This is a genomic window from Pseudomonas sp. MDT1-85, from assembly GCF_054898065.1.
Genome location: NZ_CM142715.1, coordinates 901,527 through 917,826 on the forward strand (window position 1 = coordinate 901,527; position 16,300 = coordinate 917,826).

The window sequence follows — 16,300 nt, forward strand, 5'->3', positions numbered from 1 at the left end:
GAGCTTTCCATGCCTGATCTGCTTGACCGCTACCCGCTGACCGCGGGCACTTATCACGAACTGCTCGACGACAGCGGCGCCGTGCGCCCGCACTGGCGGCGGCTGTTCGATCAATTGCAACGCAGCACGCCAATGCAATTGGTGCAGCGTCAGGCACTGCTGACCCGGCAGATCCAGGAAAACGGCGTGACCTATAACGTCTACGCCGACCCCAAGGGCGCTGATCGGCCTTGGGAACTGGACCTGCTGCCCCATGTGATTGCCGCCGATGAATGGGAACAGTTATCGGCCGGGATCGCTCAACGGGCGCGCTTGCTCAATGCTGTGCTGGCGGACTTGTACGGCCCTCAGCGCCTGATCGCCGAAGGCCTGCTGCCGGCTGAGCTGGTGTTCGGTCACAACAATTTTCTCTGGCCCTGTCAGGGCATTTCGCCGCCCGACGGGGCCTTTCTGCATCTGTACGCCGTGGATCTGGCACGCACGCCTGACGGTCGCTGGTGGGTGACGGCGGACCGGACTCAAGCGCCATCCGGTGCCGGTTACGCGCTTGAAAACCGCACCATCGTGTCCCGAGCCTTCCCCGAACTGTACCGCGATTTGAAAGTGCAGCACCTGGCCGGATTCTTCCGCACCCTTCAGGAAACCCTCGCTCGTCAGGCGCCTAGCGATGACGAAGCGCCACTGGTGGTGCTGCTGACGCCGGGGCGTTTCAACGAAAGCTATTTCGAACACCTGTACCTGGCTCGCCAACTCGGATATCCGTTGGTGGAGGGCGGCGACCTGACCGTCCGGGATGCCACGGTCTACCTGAAAACCTTGAGCGGCCTGCGTCGGGTTCACGCGATCATGCGTCGGCTCGATGATGATTTCTGCGACCCGCTGGAACTGCGTACCGACTCGGCCCTCGGCGTGCCGGGTCTGCTCGAAGCCGTGCGCCAGGGCAGGGTGCTGGTGGCCAACGCCCTCGGCAGCGGCGTGCTGGAGTCACCGGGGTTGTTGGGCTTCCTGCCGAAGATCAATCAATTCCTGTTCGGTGAAGAATTGATCCTGCCGTCCATCGCGACCTGGTGGTGCGGCGAAGCGCCGGTGCTGGCCCAAGCCCTCGAAAAACTGCCGGAGCTGTTAATCAAACCGGCGTTTCCGTCGCAGAGCTTCGCCCCGGTATTTGGTCGTGACTTGAGTGAAAAACAGCGCCAGGCCCTGGCCGAGCGCATGCAGGCACGGCCTTACGCCTATGTTGCGCAAGAATTGGCGCAACTGTCCCAGGCGCCGATCTGGCAGGCCGAAGGCAGCCAGTTGCAACCGCGAGCTATCGGCATGCGCGTGTATGCGGTGGCCAGCCGGAAAGGTTATCGGGTGCTACCCGGCGGGCTGACCCGGGTTGCCGCCGAAGCCGACGCCGAAGTGGTGTCGATGCAGCGCGGCGGTGCAAGCAAGGACACTTGGGTATTGGGCGATCGCCCGCCCAGCGGCGAACAATGGAAAGCCCAGCGCAATATTGGCGTTCACGATCTGGTACGACGCGATCCGTATCTACCATCACGGGTGGTCGAGAACCTGTTCTGGTTCGGCCGTTACTGCGAGCGCTGCGATGACAGCGCACGACTGCTGCGGATTATGTTGGCGCGCTATGTCGATGGCGATGACCCGCAAGCCCTGGAGGCGGCGGTCGATCTCGGTGAACGCTTGAATCTTTTGCCCGAGGAGGGCGAGTTGCCGGAGCGATTGCTGGCGGCGCTGCTCGGCGATGATTGGCCATTCAGCCTGCGCTCCAATCTGCAACGCTTGCAGTGGGCGGCGTCACAAGTACGCGGCAAGCTCTCGCGAGAGAACTGGCAAGCACTGGTGGAATTGCAGCGCGAGGCCATGGAGCTGGAAACTGAAGAGCCGGATTTCGGCGAGTTACTGGATTTCCTCAACCGACTGGTGATGTCGCTGGCGGCGCTGTCCGGTTTTGCCCTCGACGACATGACCCGGGACGAAGGCTGGCGTTTCCTGATGATCGGGCGACGGATCGAGCGGCTGCAGTTTCTCAGCGGCAGCTTGGCGGCGTTTCTGCGTGGCGCCGGGACTTTCGATCAGGCCGGACTGGAATGGCTGCTGGAGCTGGGCAACAGCAGCATCACTTACCGCTCGCGGTATCTGGCGGTAGCGCAATTGATCCCGGTGCTGGACCTGTTGTTACTCGATGAGCAGAACCCTCACGCGGTGCTGTTCCAGTTGAAACTGGTGACCCGCACGCTGAAGCGCTTGAACGATGACTTTGGTGCGCCGCGCGAAACCGGCCTGCCGCAGTTGGTGGATCGGCTGGCGCGCTTCGATCTGGGTTGCCTGGAAAACTCATTGTTTGGCGAGGCCAGTGTTCGCGCCGCCCTAGAAGGGTTGGCCGATCTGCTGCAAGAAATCGCCGATGCCAGCGGACAAGTATCGGATCGCCTGGCCTTGCGCCATTTCGCCCATGTCGATGATGTCAGCCAACGCACGGTGTCCGTCTGATGAGTGCCCATTACCAGATTTTCCACGACACCCATTATCACTATGACAGCCCGGTATCCCTGGCCCAGCAGCTGGCGCACCTGTGGCCGCGGGCCTGTGTTTGGCAGCGCTGTACCGATCAGCAATTGCAGATCAGTCCCGATCCGACCTCGCGCCGGGATGAGCTGGATGTGTTCGGTAACCCGCTGACCCGATTGGCATTCGAGCGGCCGCACGATGAGTTGCTGGTCAACGCCAGCCTGACGGTCGAAGTGCTGGCCCGACCATCGTTGGACTTCAATCAATCGCCAGCCTGGGAAGAAACCTGCAATGCGCTGACCTACAGCAGTCAGCCGCTCTCTTCTGAATTGCTGGAAGCCTGTCGTTACCGGTTCGAATCGCCTTACGTGCATTTGAAGCGCAACTTCGTCGAGTTCTCCGAAAGCTGCTTTCCTCCTGGCCGGCCATTGCTGCTGGGGGTTCAGGCGTTGATGGAGAAGATCTTCAGCGAATTCACCTTCGACGCCGAGGCGACCCAAGTGGCAACGCCGCTGGTGGAAGTGCTGGAGAGGCGGCGCGGCGTTTGCCAGGACTTTGCGCACTTGATGCTCGCTTGTGTGCGCTCCCGTGGATTAGCGGCGCGCTACATCAGCGGCTACTTGCTGACCCAGCCACCACCGGGCCAGCCACGGCTGATCGGCGCCGATGCGTCTCATGCCTGGGTGTCGGTGTTTTGCCCGGTACTGGGCTGGGTGGATTTCGACCCGACCAATAATGTGCAACCGGCGCTGGAGCACATCACCCTGGCCAGGGGCCGGGATTTTTCCGATGTGTCGCCATTGCGTGGGGTGATCCTGGGCGGTGGAAGCCATGATCCGGAGGTTCGGGTCACAGTAATGCCACTGGAGTAACAAAGATCAAAATGTAGGAGTGGGTTTGCTCTGGCCTAATGAAATTGGACACATCAATATTGACTGTATCGCCGTCTTCGCGGGCAGCCCGCTCCTACAGGGAACTGTATTTTCTGTCGGGGATTGGTTTGTTTCAGACTGGACTGTGAGGGTCAGCAACATCGTTGCTGACCCTGGACACAGATCCGGTGGGCCTGATCAGATCATCGGGCCCTGAGGGTCTCAGGCGTCGGGCGCCTGATCTTTCGGTGCTTCAGTTTCGTCTGTAGCCACTTCGCCTTCGGTATCCGGGTTCAGTGCTGCTGCTTCTTCTTCAGCTGTAGCTTTCTTGCGCTGAAGCTTTTCCTCTTTCTTCTGCTCCTTGGCCAAGTCTCTCTGACGTTTGGCGAAGGAATAATTAGGTTTAGCCATGGGCGATCCTCTGGGGTCGAAGGTGAGGTTGAGCGGCGCATATTCTGCCCTGTATCGATGCCGAGCCGTTAGCTGGGTTTTTCCTCGGTCCATTTTGGCGGTACCGAGGGTTGCCAGGCATCCAGTGCATCGAGCAGGGTTTGCGGCGATTCGCTCATTTGCAGCATGTCACGGTGCGCTTCGCGAACGAAGCTTTCGCCGACGATATGATCAAGAAAAGACGTCAACTTGCTGTAGAAACCGTTCACTTCCAGCAAACCCAGCGGTTTTGCGTGATAGCCGAGCTGGCCCCAGGTCCAGACTTCGAACAGCTCTTCCAGCGTGCCCAAGCCGCCGGGCAGAGCGATGAAGGCGTCGCTGAGCTCGGCCATTCGCGCCTTGCGCGCATGCATGCCGTCGACCACTTCCAGGCGAGTCAGGCCGTTGTGGCCGATTTCCTTGTCTTTGAGGCTCTGCGGGATGATCCCGATCACCTCACCACCGGCCGCCAACGCGGCATCGGCCACAATCCCCATCAGCCCGACGGCGCCGCCGCCGTAGACCAGAGTCAGCTTGCGCTCGGCCAATGCTCGCCCCAGGGCGACAGCCGCTTCACGATAAGCCGGGTTAGTGCCAGTGCTGGCACCGCAAAATACACAAACGGACGCTAAAGACATGCCTTACTCCATGGTCATCAGGGCCACAGAGTAAAGGCAGGCTTGCCTCGTTCCAAGGGTTTAAACCTCGTGTTCAGGTGTTTCACAGGTACCGCTGGCGCCACAGGCATAAGCGGCGAGCAAACTGCTCAATAAACGGTTGAAAGACATGACAGACGCTCCGGATGAGAGATGACGGCCCTGATGATAGGGCCGTGCCAGACACTTGGCCGGTAGATTGTTTCGATGAGTGTCATAGCCCGAAAGTTGTATACAATTTTTGATTCAGGTCATAGGAACTTGCGAAGATTTCAGGCAGTCTTCTGTCCATTAGCACTTTTGTTAACCCTGCCTTGGAGATTCACCATGTTTGCCAAACTTGTTGCGGTATCCCTGCTGACACTGGCCAGCAGTCAATTGATGGCTGCCGAGTGCAAGACGACCATCGACTCCACCGATCAGATGTCCTTCAACACCAAGGCCATTGAGATCGACAAGAGCTGCAAGACGTTCACCGTTGAGCTGACCCACTCCGGCAGCCTGCCGAAAAACGTCATGGGTCATAACTGGGTGCTGAGCAAAGAAGCCGACATGCAGCCGATCGCTACCGATGGTTTGACTGCCGGCATCGACAAGGACTACCTGAAAGAAGGTGATGCCCGCATCATCGCTCACACTAAACTCATCGGCGCCAAGGAAAAAGACTCGGTGACTTTCGACGTGTCGAAGCTCAATGCTGCTGAAAAGTACGGTTTCTTCTGCTCGTTCCCGGGCCACATCTCTATGATGAAAGGTACGGTTACTCTGAAGTAATTGAATCAAGCGCATAAAAAAAGCGTCCGCTCGGGACGCTTTTTTTGTGTCTGACGATAGACCGCGTCATCGTTCTTCGCGGGCAAGCCTCGCTCCTACAGGATTTGCGTCGTGCCTATTACCGGCGTCCGACACAAAACCTGTGGGAGCGAGGCTTGCCCGCGAAGGCGCCAGTACAGGCACGAAAGGCCTCACGGCGCGAACGGCATCACGCGCTTGTGATGGGTCTTTTTATACGTATGACAAATGATCTTGAACGCTTCCTCACGCACCGGTTCGCCGTGCAGGAAGGCGTCGATCTCGGCGTAGGTCACGCCGTGGGACGCTTCGTCCGGTTTGCCCGGCGACAGGTCTTCGAGGTCGGCGGTCGGGATTTTTTCCACCAGCGATTCTGGTGCGCCGAAGCTGCGGGCAATCGCCCGGACCTGATTCTTCACCAGGCCGCTCAACGGTGCGAGGTCGCAGGCGCCGTCACCGAATTTGGTGAAGAAGCCCATCACCGCTTCTGCCGCGTGGTCGGTGCCGATCACCAGGCCGTGAGCCGCGCCAGCGATGGTGTATTGCGCGACCATGCGCATCCGCGCCTTCGTGTTGCCCAGTACGAAATCCTTCTGCACCGCCTCCTTGCCCTCGAAGGCCGCCACTTCGCTGGCCAGGGATTTGACCGCCGGGCCGATGTTTACGGTGTGGCGCTCATCGGGAGCAATGAAGTCCACTGAGGCCTGGGCATCATGTTCGTCGAACTGGACGCCATAAGGCAGGCGCACGGCGATGAACTTGTAGCTGCTGTCCCCGGTGCGCTCGCGCAGTTCACGCATGGCGCGCTGGGCCAGCAGCCCTGCGGTCAGGGAATCGACACCACCGCTGATGCCCAGCACCAGCGTCTTGAGCCCGGCATTTACCAGGCAGTCCTGAATGAAGGTAATCCGCCGGGCAACTTCAGCCTCGAGGGCGAGTTGGTCCGCGAAGGGCGGTTGGACCTTGAGCTGTTCAGCAATCTCACGCTGTACGGCTTGCATGAATTCACTCCTTGCTAGATGGGCTGGAAATGGCGGCAGGTACTTGGAAAACATGTCGCAAATAGGCGACGAAATTCGGGTCTTTGCAGTGAGTCTTGCCAGGCTCATCAGAAATCTTGGCCACTGGCTGGCCGTTGCAGGCCGTCATTTTAAGCACGATGCTCATCGGTTCGACACCCGGAATATCGCAGGTCAGGTTGGTGCCGATACCGAAGCTGACATTGATCCGACCGCGCAATGCCCGAAAAATCTCCAGAGACTTGGGCAGCGTCAGGCTGTCGGAAAACACCAGGGTCTTGCTCATCGGGTCGATGCCAAGCTTGTGGTAGTGGGCGATGGCTTTTTCCGCCCACTGCACCGGGTCACCAGAGTCGTGGCGCAAGCCGTCGAAGAGCTTGGCAAAGAACAGATCGAAATCGTTGAGGAAGGCATCGGAGGTAATACAGTCGGTCAGGGCGATTCCCAGCAAACCCCGGTATTCACGGACCCAGCAGTCGAGGGCGGCAATCTGGCTGTCGATCAGCCGCGGACCGAGTTGCTGGTGGGCCATGATCCATTCGTGGGCCATGGTGCCCAGCGGCTTCATGTCCAGCTCCCGGGACAGGTGTACGTTGCTGGTACCGACGAAGCGACCGGGGAAGTCATGCTTGAGCACGTTCACCACTTCTTCCTGTACACGGTACGAGAAGCGACGGCGGGTGCCGAAATCGGCTACCTGCAATTCGGACAATTCGTTCGCGCTGGCGTTGGCGGTCAGCCAGTCGAACTTGCGATAGAGCTGCTCGCGGGCCTGTTCCAGAACGATTTCCCGGTAGCGATAGCGATTGCGTACTTCGCTGACCATGGCCAGCAGCGGCACTTCGAACAGAATCACGTGCAGCCACGGCCCGCGCAGGCGGATGAACAACTCGCCGTTTTCAATGCCGGTGTGGATATAGCGCAGGTTGAAGCGGAACAGCCCGAGAAAGCGCAGGAAATCCGGCTTCATAAAGCTGATGCGCTCCAGGAAACTCAATTGATCGGCACTCAGGCTCAACTCCGCCAGGCGCTCGATCTGAAAACGGATCTCCGCCAGGTACGGGCGCAGATCCTCACTGTTACGGCAACGAAACTCCCATTCGACTTCCACGTTCGGGTAGTTGTGCAGCACCGCCTGCATCATCGTCAGTTTGTAGAAGTCGGTGTCGAGCAGGTTCTGCACGATGCGATCGGCAAACACACTCTCGCTCATAGCGGGTCTCTCCATGCTGGCGCGGCCCGTGGCAGCGACGTTGCAGCTGTTTCAATGAATGGGGCTAGTGGCGCATATCAATGGTGAGGATTGCCAGCTTTTTTTGTGTTCATGATGGAATAATCACAGGTTGCTGGTACCTTCAAATGCGAACACCTGTGGTTCCTCAATTATCTGCTGTTGCCTCAAGCGCTGCCTGGATGACGAGCGTCAGGCTTTCCCAACTTCTTATATAGCCATCAAGGTGGGAGTGACGGGAAATAAGCCCGGTTTCAATTGCCTTGATCATTGCTGCTTTTATCATTTCATGGGTCGCTGATTTGGTCATGAGTTACACTCCTTTAAATGTTATTTGGTCCAGCACGTCGACACCGTCCTGTAGCAATAAATAGGCTGGAAGTATCAGGCGGAAAAAATCAGCATCATTAGTATGTTTAACGGTTACAGAGGTCAATGCCTCTAAAAGGCTCGTGGCAGCGCGTATTCTGAAGCAGGCATCTTCAAATAACAGGTGGGGTGCGACGTGCGAGTCTATATAAAAAGTTGCAGTGTCAGATGCGTTGGATTTAAGAGGCTGATAGCGATTCACAGGCGAGCTCCTTGAGCGTGCTTGGGGTGTGAGGGCGCGAGTAATTGTTTTTTTATGGGTGTTGATATTGCCGGACATTGCTTATCGGCTGAACCACCGCATAAGTGCAATGGCTCAGCGTTCATTGAAATTTATGCGATCTGAGCTTTAGCGGCGTGCCGATCCGCACAAACAGGGTTCTTCGGTGGGAGAGGATTTGTTATCGCGGGCCAAGCTATCAAATCGAGATCCAGATCGCTGAATTTACTTGAGTCAAAAGCGGGGGTTTTTGTTCCTGCGCGACGTTGTTCATCATAGTCGCCCAGGATTCGCATACAGACTTTGAATAGCAGTGTCATCGCAACAAGGTTGACCAAGGCCAAAAGTGTCATGGTGATGTCGGCAAACGCGAGCACCGTGGAAAGGTCTTCAACCGAACCCCAAAAGACCAGCATCAATACGGATAGGCGGTACGCAATTAATGATTTATGGGGCGCTGCGAAGATGAATCGCAAACTGTTTTCTCCCAAGTAGTAGTTGTAGAGCATTGCCGTGAACACAAACAGGGCAAGTACCACGCTGATAAACATCCGGCCCCAATCGCCTACTACCTCAGCCAGCGAGTTTTGTGCCAACGCAATGCCGTCGCCTTCGAAACCGGGAGCATAAAAACCGGAAAGCAAAATGATCAACGCGGTACACGTGCAAATAACGATGGTATCGATGAAGACACTGAACGCCTGCACCACGCCTTGTGCTATCGGATGGGCGATTTTCGCCGCAGAGGCGACGTTAGGCGCACTACCCAGTCCTGCTTCATTGGAGAACACTCCGCGCCTCACCCCCATAATGATTGCACTGCCCACCAGCCCGCCAAAAGCCTGATCCAGTCCGAAAGCGCTTTTGACAATGCTGAGCAGCACTCCGGGGACCTGGTCGATTTGCAACACGATCACGTAAAGCGTTACACCGATATAGGCGACAACTTTAAGGGGAACCAATAAATCGGCGACCGCCGCGATGCGCTTTATACCGCCCACGAACACGATGCCCAGCAACAAAGACAGCGTGAGTCCGGACCATGTCGTCGATAAACCAAAGGCATTGTTGAGGGAATGCGATACGGCATGAGACTCAAGGCCATTGATGGCAAACCCGAAGGTCACCAAAAGCAGGAGCGCAGCAATCGTTCCGAGCCAGCGTTTGCCCAGGCCGTGCTGGATGTACCAGGACGGGCCCCCACGATATTGACCGTTTGCATCACAGCGCTTGTAGAGTTGGCCCAGTGAGCATTCGAAAAAGCTACTCGACATCCCCAATAGAGCGGTCATCCACATCCAGAACACTGCACCGGGTCCGCCCATGCTCACGGCAATGCCGACGCCAACGATATTGCCGGTTCCGACCCGCCCGGCCAGGCTGAGCGTCAATGCCTGCAACGAGCTCAAGTGGTTGTTTCCGGTATGCGAACTGCCACGTAATACAGAAATCATGTGTACGAAGTAGCGAAGCTGTACGAATCGCGACCGGATGGTGAAGTAGGTTCCAAGTCCAAGAACTAAAGGTATCAAAACCTTTCCAGAGAGAAAGTCATTGATGACGTCAAGCATTCAAAGCTCCTTGCTATTTTAAGAGTGCTAGTGAATCGATGGTGGGCGAAATCCTGAAGCCCTTCAGGTCCCGTAATATCAGGTCATCTATCATTTTTCGCAATTTCGCAAGTTGATTAAATGTGATGCGAGTAGCTGCTATGGTTGCGCCTTCTGATGCTGTTGTGATGGCTTGATATGCGTGATTTCCTACCTGCTAACTTAAGGCTGCTGTGTAGTCACTACCGATCTGTCGCTGAGGTCTGTAGGAAGCTTCGGATTAATCGTGGGCAATTTAATAAATACCTGTGTGGGAACAGCGTTCCAACAGCTTTTAACCTAAAGCGTATTTGTGATTTTTTTGGAGTGGAAGAGTTCGAAATAGGTCTGCCGACAGATCAGTTTGTCAACCTTATTGGTGGCAAGGTGGCGCATAAACCCTTCTCGCGAGGTGTCGGCGCCGGAACGAATACTTGAACACCTTCGGCAACAGTCCTCTTTGCAAATAAAAGCCTACACGGGTTACTACTATGAGTATTACCACGCGATGACGGAGCCTGGCTCTATTATTTGCGCTTTGGTGTATGTATATGAAGAAGATCAGCACTTCGTGTACGAACGAAATGAGCGTTTACAAATAGTCGGCGCGGAAGAGGAGTATGAGCAGTATCGGTATGTGGGGGTAGCCTACTACCTACAGGATCGCTTGTTTCTCATTGATTACGAATCGCTGACCTCCAACGAAGTCAGCCAAACCATCCTTATTCCTAGCTTCAAAAGCTGCATTACTCGGCTCAATGGTTTGAAAATGGGCGTTTCCGCTGCTGACCATCGCACTCCTGCGTGTTCGCGTGTTGTTTGGGAATATCTCGGTCAGGAGATCAATCGAGTCGATGCGTATCGCAAGATGCGGTTATACAGCATGGATGACCCCGTCATCGACGATGATTTGCGAGGACGTCTCGCGCAAACCAGCGTTGTCGACGGCCTCTTTGTTATGTCGTGAGGCCGCAGTGATCCTGACAAACCAAGTTGTCAGATTGAAGGGCCGCTGCGCGACCCAGCGGGAGCAAGCTCCCTCGCCACAGAAATTGTGTGCTATCTCAATTTTGCGGCGTAGCCGGACTATCAATCTGCTCCAGCATCCACTTCACAAAATCCCGCACTTTAGGTACTTCCGCCGAATGCTCCGGATACGCCAGGTAATAGGCGTCGGTGCTGGGCATCGCATGCTTCCAGGGAATGACCAGTTTGCCGTCGGCCAATTCCTCTTCCACCAGAAACTTAGGCAGCAGCGCCACGCCACAGCCGACCTGGGCGGCGCGGATGCACATATAAAAGGTTTCGAAACGCGGGCCGTGGTAGCTGTGTTCGGTGTGGTAACCCTGACTGTCGAACCAGTCGTGCCAGGCCTGGGGCCGGGAAGCATTTTGCAGCAGGACCAGGTCGGTGAGTTGCGTAGGGTCGGTGAACGGCGTGTCTGGCAGGCTGCCCGGCGCGCAGACCGGCACCAGCTCCTCGCCAAACAGCTTCAGGCATTCGGTGCCGGGCCGTGAGCCCTGGCCAAAGTAGAACGCCAGGTCACTGCGACCTTGCAGCAGATCATCGGCTTCCTGTTCGCTGCACAGGTCCAGATGGATCGATGGATGGCGCAGGCGCCAGCCTTTCAAGCGCGGCACCAGCCAGCGCGCACCGAAGGTCGGAGGTGTCGAGACTCGCAAGACTTCGGTATCACCGCCGTAGGAGCGCAGGTAATGGGTGGACATCTCGACTTGGGTGAGGATTTTTCGTACTTCCACCAGGTACAAATCGCCGGCGGGGGTCATTTGCAGGCGTCGGCGCACCCGGCGGAACAACAGGTGTTGCAGCAATTCTTCGAGTTGCGCGACTTGTTTACTGACGGCGCTCTGCGTCAGGTTCAGCTCTTCGGCGGCACGGGTGAAGCTCAAATGCCGGGTCACGGCCTCGAAGCACTGCAGAGCGGTGATCGACGGCAAGTAGCGTTTATTCAGCATGGGTGGTCCTTTTCTTGTTTCTCTATGCTCTTTTTTACCGGCAGATTCGCAGCATGAATAAACGGAATGATATCTCTCTTAAAGGTCGTTTGTTGGGTAACCTCCGGGGAGCTAAAACTACAGGTCTGATCAGCCGGGTTAATCCGGCTGCACGTTTACTGTTTTTTGCTTGAGGAGTGACCCATGGTTGCCGCATTGCTTGATCGTCTTGGTGTGAACCCGGCCCTGTATCAGAACGGCAAAGTGCCGGTGCATTCGCCTATCGATGGCAGCCGTATCGCTGCCGTGAACTGGGAAGGCGCCGCTGAAGTCGAGCAGCACATCAGTCGCGCAGATCATGCGTTCGAACTGTGGCGCGAGGTTCCGGCACCGCGCCGTGGCGAATTGGTGCGCCAATTGGGCGATATCTTGCGCGAGTACAAGGCCGACCTCGGTGAGCTGGTGTCCTGGGAAGCCGGCAAGATCACGCAGGAAGGTTTGGGTGAAGTTCAGGAAATGATCGACATCTGCGACTTCGCCGTCGGTCTGTCCCGTCAGCTGTACGGTTTGACCATTGCTTCCGAACGTCCTGGCCACCACATGCGCGAAACCTGGCACCCGCTGGGCATCGTTGGCGTGATCAGTGCGTTCAACTTCCCGGTCGCCGTTTGGGCCTGGAACGCCACGCTGGCGCTGGTCTGCGGTAACCCGGTGATCTGGAAACCGTCGGAGAAAACCCCGCTGACCGCGTTAGCCTGTCAGGCGCTGTTCGACCGCGTATTGAAAAACTTCAGCGACGCCCCGCCGCACTTGAGCCAAGTGATCATCGGTGGTCGCGATGCCGGCGAAGCCTTGGTCGATGACCCACGTGTCGCGCTGGTCAGCGCTACCGGCAGCACCCGCATGGGCCGCGAAGTGGCGCCGAAAATCGCTGCACGTTTTGCCCGCAGCATTTTGGAGCTGGGCGGCAACAACGCGATGATCCTCGGCCCAAGCGCCGATCTGGACATGGCCGTACGGGCGATTCTGTTCAGCGCCGTCGGCACCGCCGGACAGCGTTGCACCACTCTGCGTCGCCTGATCGCCCATGAGTCGGTGAAGGAAGAAATCGTCACCCGCCTGAAAGCCGCTTACTCCAAGGTGCGCATCGGCCATCCGCTGGAAGGCAATCTGATCGGGCCGCTGATCGACAAGCCCAGCTTCGAAAACATGCAGGACGCGCTGGAGCAGGCCTTGAGCGAAGGCGGCCGGGTGTTCGGCGGCAAGCGTCAACTGGAAGACAAATTCCCTAACGCTTACTACGTTTCGCCCGCCATCGTCGAAATGCCGGAGCAGAGCGACGTGGTGTGCAGCGAAACCTTCGCACCGATTCTGTACGTGATCGGTTACAACGATTTCGAAGAAGCGCTGCGCCTGAACAACGCCGTCCCACAAGGCCTGTCGTCATGCATCTTCACTACCGACGTGCGTGAAGCCGAGCGGTTCATGTCGGCGGTAGGCAGCGATTGCGGCATCGCCAACGTCAACATCGGCCCGAGCGGCGCGGAAATCGGCGGCGCGTTTGGCGGCGAGAAAGAAACGGGCGGTGGTCGTGAATCCGGTTCGGATGCATGGCGTGGGTACATGCGTCGTCAGACCAATACCGTGAACTATTCGCTGGAGTTGCCGTTAGCTCAGGGGATTACATTCGACTGACGGCCTCTTCGCGGGCAAGTCGGATCGCCGCACCGCTCGCTCCTACAGGTTTTGTGTTTGTCCGCGACTTGCGAGACGACACAAGACCCGTAGGAGCGAGCGGTGCGGCGAGCCGACTTGCCCGCGAAGCTTTTGCTTGTTGTTTGTTAGGTTTCGGATTGGAGTCTGGCAATGCCGTTACGCGAAGAGTGTCTGTGGGAAAAGCTGACGCCGCAAAGGCCCGACAACGTGGCGCTCAAGGGTGAGGTGACGGTGGATGTCTGCGTCATCGGTGCCGGTTTCACCGGTCTGTCGGCGGCGGTGCATCTGCTGGAACAAGGTAAAAGTGTCTGTGTGCTGGAAGCGCATCGCGCCGGGCATGGCGGTTCGGGGCGTAACGTCGGGCTGGTCAACGCCGGGATGTGGATTCCACCGGATGAAATAGAAGCCGGTTTCGGCGAGGCGGTCGGCAGTCAGCTCAACCGGATGCTGGGTGCGGCGCCGTCTCTGGTGTTCAGCCTGGTCGACAAATACAACATCGATTGCCAATTACGCCGCGAAGGCACGCTGCACATGGCGCACAACGCGCGTGGCGAAGCGGATCTGCGCGGTCGCGAAGAACAATGGAGACGTCGCGGTGCGCCAGTCGAACTGCTGACCGGTCAAGCCTGCGAGCAAGCCACGGGCACAAAAAAGATCGCCGCCGCCTTACTTGATAGACGTGCCGGCACGATCAACCCGATGGCCTACACCACGGGGCTGGCCAACGCGGCCATCAGTCTCGGCGGTCAGCTGTTCGATCACTCCCCGGTCACCCGACTTGAACGTCAGGGCCAGCGTTGGTCGGTGCAAACCGCCCTGGGTTCGGTGCTGGCCGAGCAGGTGGTCATCGCCTCCAACGCCTATACCGAAGGTGACTGGACAGAGTTGCGGCGCAATTTCTTCCCCGGTTATTACTATCAAGTGGCCTCGGTGCCGCTGACCGAAGAGGCCGCGCAGCAAATTCTGCCCGGCGGCCAGGGTTCCTGGGACACACGGCAGGTGCTCAGCAGTATCCGTCGCGATGCCGAAGGGCGGTTGTTGCTCGGAAGTCTCGGCAATGGCAATCAGAAACCGACCTGGTTCCTGAAAGCCTGGGCCGACCGGGTTCAGCAGCATTATTTCCCGTACCTGAAACCGGTGGAGTGGGAGTGCACCTGGACCGGTTGTATCGCCTTCACGCCGGATCATTTGATGCGCCTGTTCGAGCCGGCGCCGGGTCTGGTGGCCGTCACCGGGTACAACGGTCGAGGCGTGACCACTGGCACAGTGGTCGGCAAAGCCTTTGCCGATTATTTGTGTAATGGAAATCCTCAAGCCCTGCCGATTCCCTTCGCACCCATGCAGCCATTGGCGGGTGTGGGTCTGCGAAGCTGTCTATATGAGGCTGGATTTTCGCTGTATCACGCGGGCCAGTGCTTGCGGATCGTGATTTGATTGCTGAAATATGTTACTGAAAAGCGGCGCTTTTGGGCGAAGCGGCTAGCCTGTAATGGTGCGGGTTGTAGCAGTCTGCGCACCAGCAGTGTGCAGTTCGGTGACGCGAGCTGTTACAGGTTGGTTGCACATCGTTTGGCGCTGCGGTTGCAATGATGGCGCGTGCGGGTTGCGCCTTTAAAAGTAAATGGTTTTACCTCCCGCGGTTTAGACGGTTGCACGCCCAATGAAAATGGGCCCGAAACAGTCGAAAAAACAATAAGGCAGCGACTTTTTTAAGAATAAAAAACCGATGGCACGGCCCTTGCTCTGAGCATTCAGTGAAGTCGCAGTGCCAACTAAAAAAAACCTTGGAGCACCACCTCATGTCCCAGACGTTTTACAAGAAAGGCTTTCTGGCCCTCGCAGTGGCAGCTGCGTTGGGTGTTTCTGCGTTTGCCCAGGCTGATGTGAAAATTGGTGTGGCGGGGCCGATGACAGGCGCCAACGCCGCATTTGGCGAGCAGTACATGAAGGGTGCGCAGGCAGCCGCTGATGCGGTCAACGCCGCTGGCGGTGTCAACGGGGAAAAAATCGTACTGGTCAAAGGCGATGACGCCTGCGAACCGAAACAGGCTGTGACGGTCGCCAAGGACCTGACCAACCAGAAAGTCGCTGGCGTAGTCGGTCACTTCTGCTCCTCGTCGACCATTCCGGCCTCCGAGATCTACGACGAAGCGGGCATCATCGCGATCACCCCAGGTTCCACCAACCCGGCTGTTACCGAGCGCGGCCTGAGTGCCATGTTCCGTATGTGCGGGCGTGACGACCAGCAAGGCATTGTGGCCGGCGACTACATCGTCGACGTGCTCAAGGGCAAGAAAGTGGTGGTCCTGCACGACAAGGACACCTACGGCCAAGGTCTGGCGGATGCCACCAAGGCCCAGTTGGCCAAGCGCGGCGTGACGCCGGTCCTGTACGAAGGTCTGACCCGTGGCGAAAAAGATTTCAGCACCATCGTCACCAAAATCCGCGGCGCTGGCGCCGACGTCGTTTACTTCGGTGGCCTGCACCCGGAAGCCGGTCCTCTGGTTCGCCAACTGCGTGAGCAAGGTCTCAAAGACATCAAGTTCATGTCCGACGATGGCATCGTAACCGACGAACTGGTGACCACCGCTGGCGGTCCGCAATTCGTTGACGGCGTGCTGATGACCTTTGGCGCCGACCCTCGCATGCTGCCAGACAGCAAGACCGTAGTGGACGAGTTCCGCAAGAAAGGCACCGAGCCTGAAGGCTACACCCTGTACGCCTATGCTTCGGTCCAGGCTCTGGCCGCAGCCTTCAATGGTTCCAAATCCAACAGTGGCGAGAAAGCCGCCGAGTGGCTGAAGAAAAATCCGGTCAAAACCGTGATGGGCGAGAAGACCTGGGACGCCAAGGGCGACCTGAAAGTCTCCGACTACGTGGTTTACCAGTGGGACAAGGATGGCAAATACCACCAGCTGGAAAAACAGAAGTGATATGA

The 16,300-nt window shown here is 57.5% G+C and carries 14 protein-coding genes and 1 pseudogene; 7 read left to right on the forward strand and 8 right to left on the reverse strand.

The features are described from left to right. Window positions 1-9 precede the first annotated feature (9 nt). Window positions 10-2,496, forward strand: a complete 2,487-nt coding sequence (locus tag ACYZT2_RS04045; RefSeq protein ID WP_461970333.1) for a circularly permuted type 2 ATP-grasp protein — start codon at window positions 10-12, stop codon at window positions 2,494-2,496. Continuing rightward, window positions 2,496-3,386: a transglutaminase family protein gene (locus ACYZT2_RS04050; protein WP_461970335.1), complete on the forward strand. Its 891-nt coding sequence runs from the start codon at window positions 2,496-2,498 to the stop codon at window positions 3,384-3,386. The genes ACYZT2_RS04045 and ACYZT2_RS04050 overlap by 1 nt, the downstream gene beginning before the upstream one ends. A gap of 222 nt (window positions 3,387-3,608) precedes the next feature. Here the strand turns inward: ACYZT2_RS04050 and ACYZT2_RS04055 are convergent, their stop codons facing one another. Both ACYZT2_RS04055 and ACYZT2_RS04060 read right to left on the reverse strand, forming a co-directional pair. Continuing rightward, window positions 3,609-3,797: a hypothetical protein gene (locus ACYZT2_RS04055; RefSeq protein WP_007902706.1), complete on the reverse strand. Its 189-nt coding sequence runs from the start codon at window positions 3,795-3,797 to the stop codon at window positions 3,609-3,611. A gap of 68 nt (window positions 3,798-3,865) precedes the next feature. Next, a complete protein-coding gene (locus ACYZT2_RS04060; RefSeq protein ID WP_461970337.1) occupies window positions 3,866-4,453 on the reverse strand; it encodes an LOG family protein in 588 nt (195 codons plus the stop codon). A gap of 345 nt (window positions 4,454-4,798) precedes the next feature. Here ACYZT2_RS04060 and azu point away from each other — a divergent pair, with 345 nt between their 5' ends. After that, on the forward strand, window positions 4,799-5,245 hold the full coding sequence (gene azu / locus ACYZT2_RS04065; RefSeq protein ID WP_038978723.1) for an azurin: 447 nt from the start codon (window positions 4,799-4,801) through the stop codon (window positions 5,243-5,245). A 191-nt stretch (window positions 5,246-5,436) separates the two neighbouring features. Here the strand turns inward: azu and nadE are convergent, their stop codons facing one another. The 5 genes from nadE to ACYZT2_RS04090 all read right to left on the reverse strand — a co-directional run bounded on the left by nadE (window position 5,437) and on the right by ACYZT2_RS04090 (window position 9,673). After that, complete coding sequence (gene nadE, locus ACYZT2_RS04070; RefSeq protein WP_461970339.1) at window positions 5,437-6,264, reverse strand: ammonia-dependent NAD(+) synthetase; 828 nt, start codon at window positions 6,262-6,264, stop codon at window positions 5,437-5,439. A 4-nt stretch (window positions 6,265-6,268) separates the two neighbouring features. Then, window positions 6,269-7,495, reverse strand: a complete 1,227-nt coding sequence (gene pncB, locus ACYZT2_RS04075) for a nicotinate phosphoribosyltransferase (protein WP_461970341.1) — start codon at window positions 7,493-7,495, stop codon at window positions 6,269-6,271. Between the two features lie 166 nt (window positions 7,496-7,661). Then, entirely contained in the window at window positions 7,662-7,823 is a 162-nt protein-coding gene (locus ACYZT2_RS04080; protein ID WP_461970343.1) for a hypothetical protein, read from the reverse strand. Window positions 7,824-7,826: 3 nt separating this feature from the next. Continuing rightward, entirely contained in the window at window positions 7,827-8,084 is a 258-nt protein-coding gene (locus tag ACYZT2_RS04085) for a hypothetical protein (protein WP_461970345.1), read from the reverse strand. Window positions 8,085-8,215: 131 nt separating this feature from the next. Next, a complete protein-coding gene (locus ACYZT2_RS04090) occupies window positions 8,216-9,673 on the reverse strand; it encodes an alanine/glycine:cation symporter family protein (protein WP_461970347.1) in 1,458 nt (485 codons plus the stop codon). Window positions 9,674-9,850: 177 nt separating this feature from the next. Here ACYZT2_RS04090 and ACYZT2_RS04095 point away from each other — a divergent pair. Continuing rightward, window positions 9,851-10,658: pseudogene (locus tag ACYZT2_RS04095) on the forward strand (helix-turn-helix domain-containing protein). Between the two features lie 97 nt (window positions 10,659-10,755). Here ACYZT2_RS04095 and ACYZT2_RS04100 read toward each other — a convergent pair. After that, window positions 10,756-11,667 carry a LysR family transcriptional regulator gene (locus tag ACYZT2_RS04100; RefSeq protein ID WP_461970349.1) on the reverse strand — a complete coding sequence of 304 codons (912 nt, stop codon included), beginning with the start codon at window positions 11,665-11,667 and terminating at the stop codon, window positions 10,756-10,758. 183 nt (window positions 11,668-11,850) lie between these two features. On the opposite strand from ACYZT2_RS04100, the gene amaB reads away from it, so the two are divergent. From amaB to ACYZT2_RS04115, 3 genes are all read left to right on the forward strand, one after another. Beyond that, on the forward strand, window positions 11,851-13,341 hold the full coding sequence (gene amaB, locus ACYZT2_RS04105) for an L-piperidine-6-carboxylate dehydrogenase (RefSeq protein ID WP_461970351.1): 1,491 nt from the start codon (window positions 11,851-11,853) through the stop codon (window positions 13,339-13,341). 171 nt (window positions 13,342-13,512) lie between these two features. After that, window positions 13,513-14,796: an L-pipecolate oxidase gene (gene amaA, locus ACYZT2_RS04110; RefSeq protein ID WP_461970353.1), complete on the forward strand. Its 1,284-nt coding sequence runs from the start codon at window positions 13,513-13,515 to the stop codon at window positions 14,794-14,796. A 365-nt stretch (window positions 14,797-15,161) separates the two neighbouring features. Beyond that, window positions 15,162-16,295 (forward strand): branched-chain amino acid ABC transporter substrate-binding protein, encoded by a 1,134-nt coding sequence (locus ACYZT2_RS04115; protein WP_461970355.1) that lies wholly within the window; start codon window positions 15,162-15,164, stop codon window positions 16,293-16,295. Window positions 16,296-16,300 lie beyond the last annotated feature (5 nt).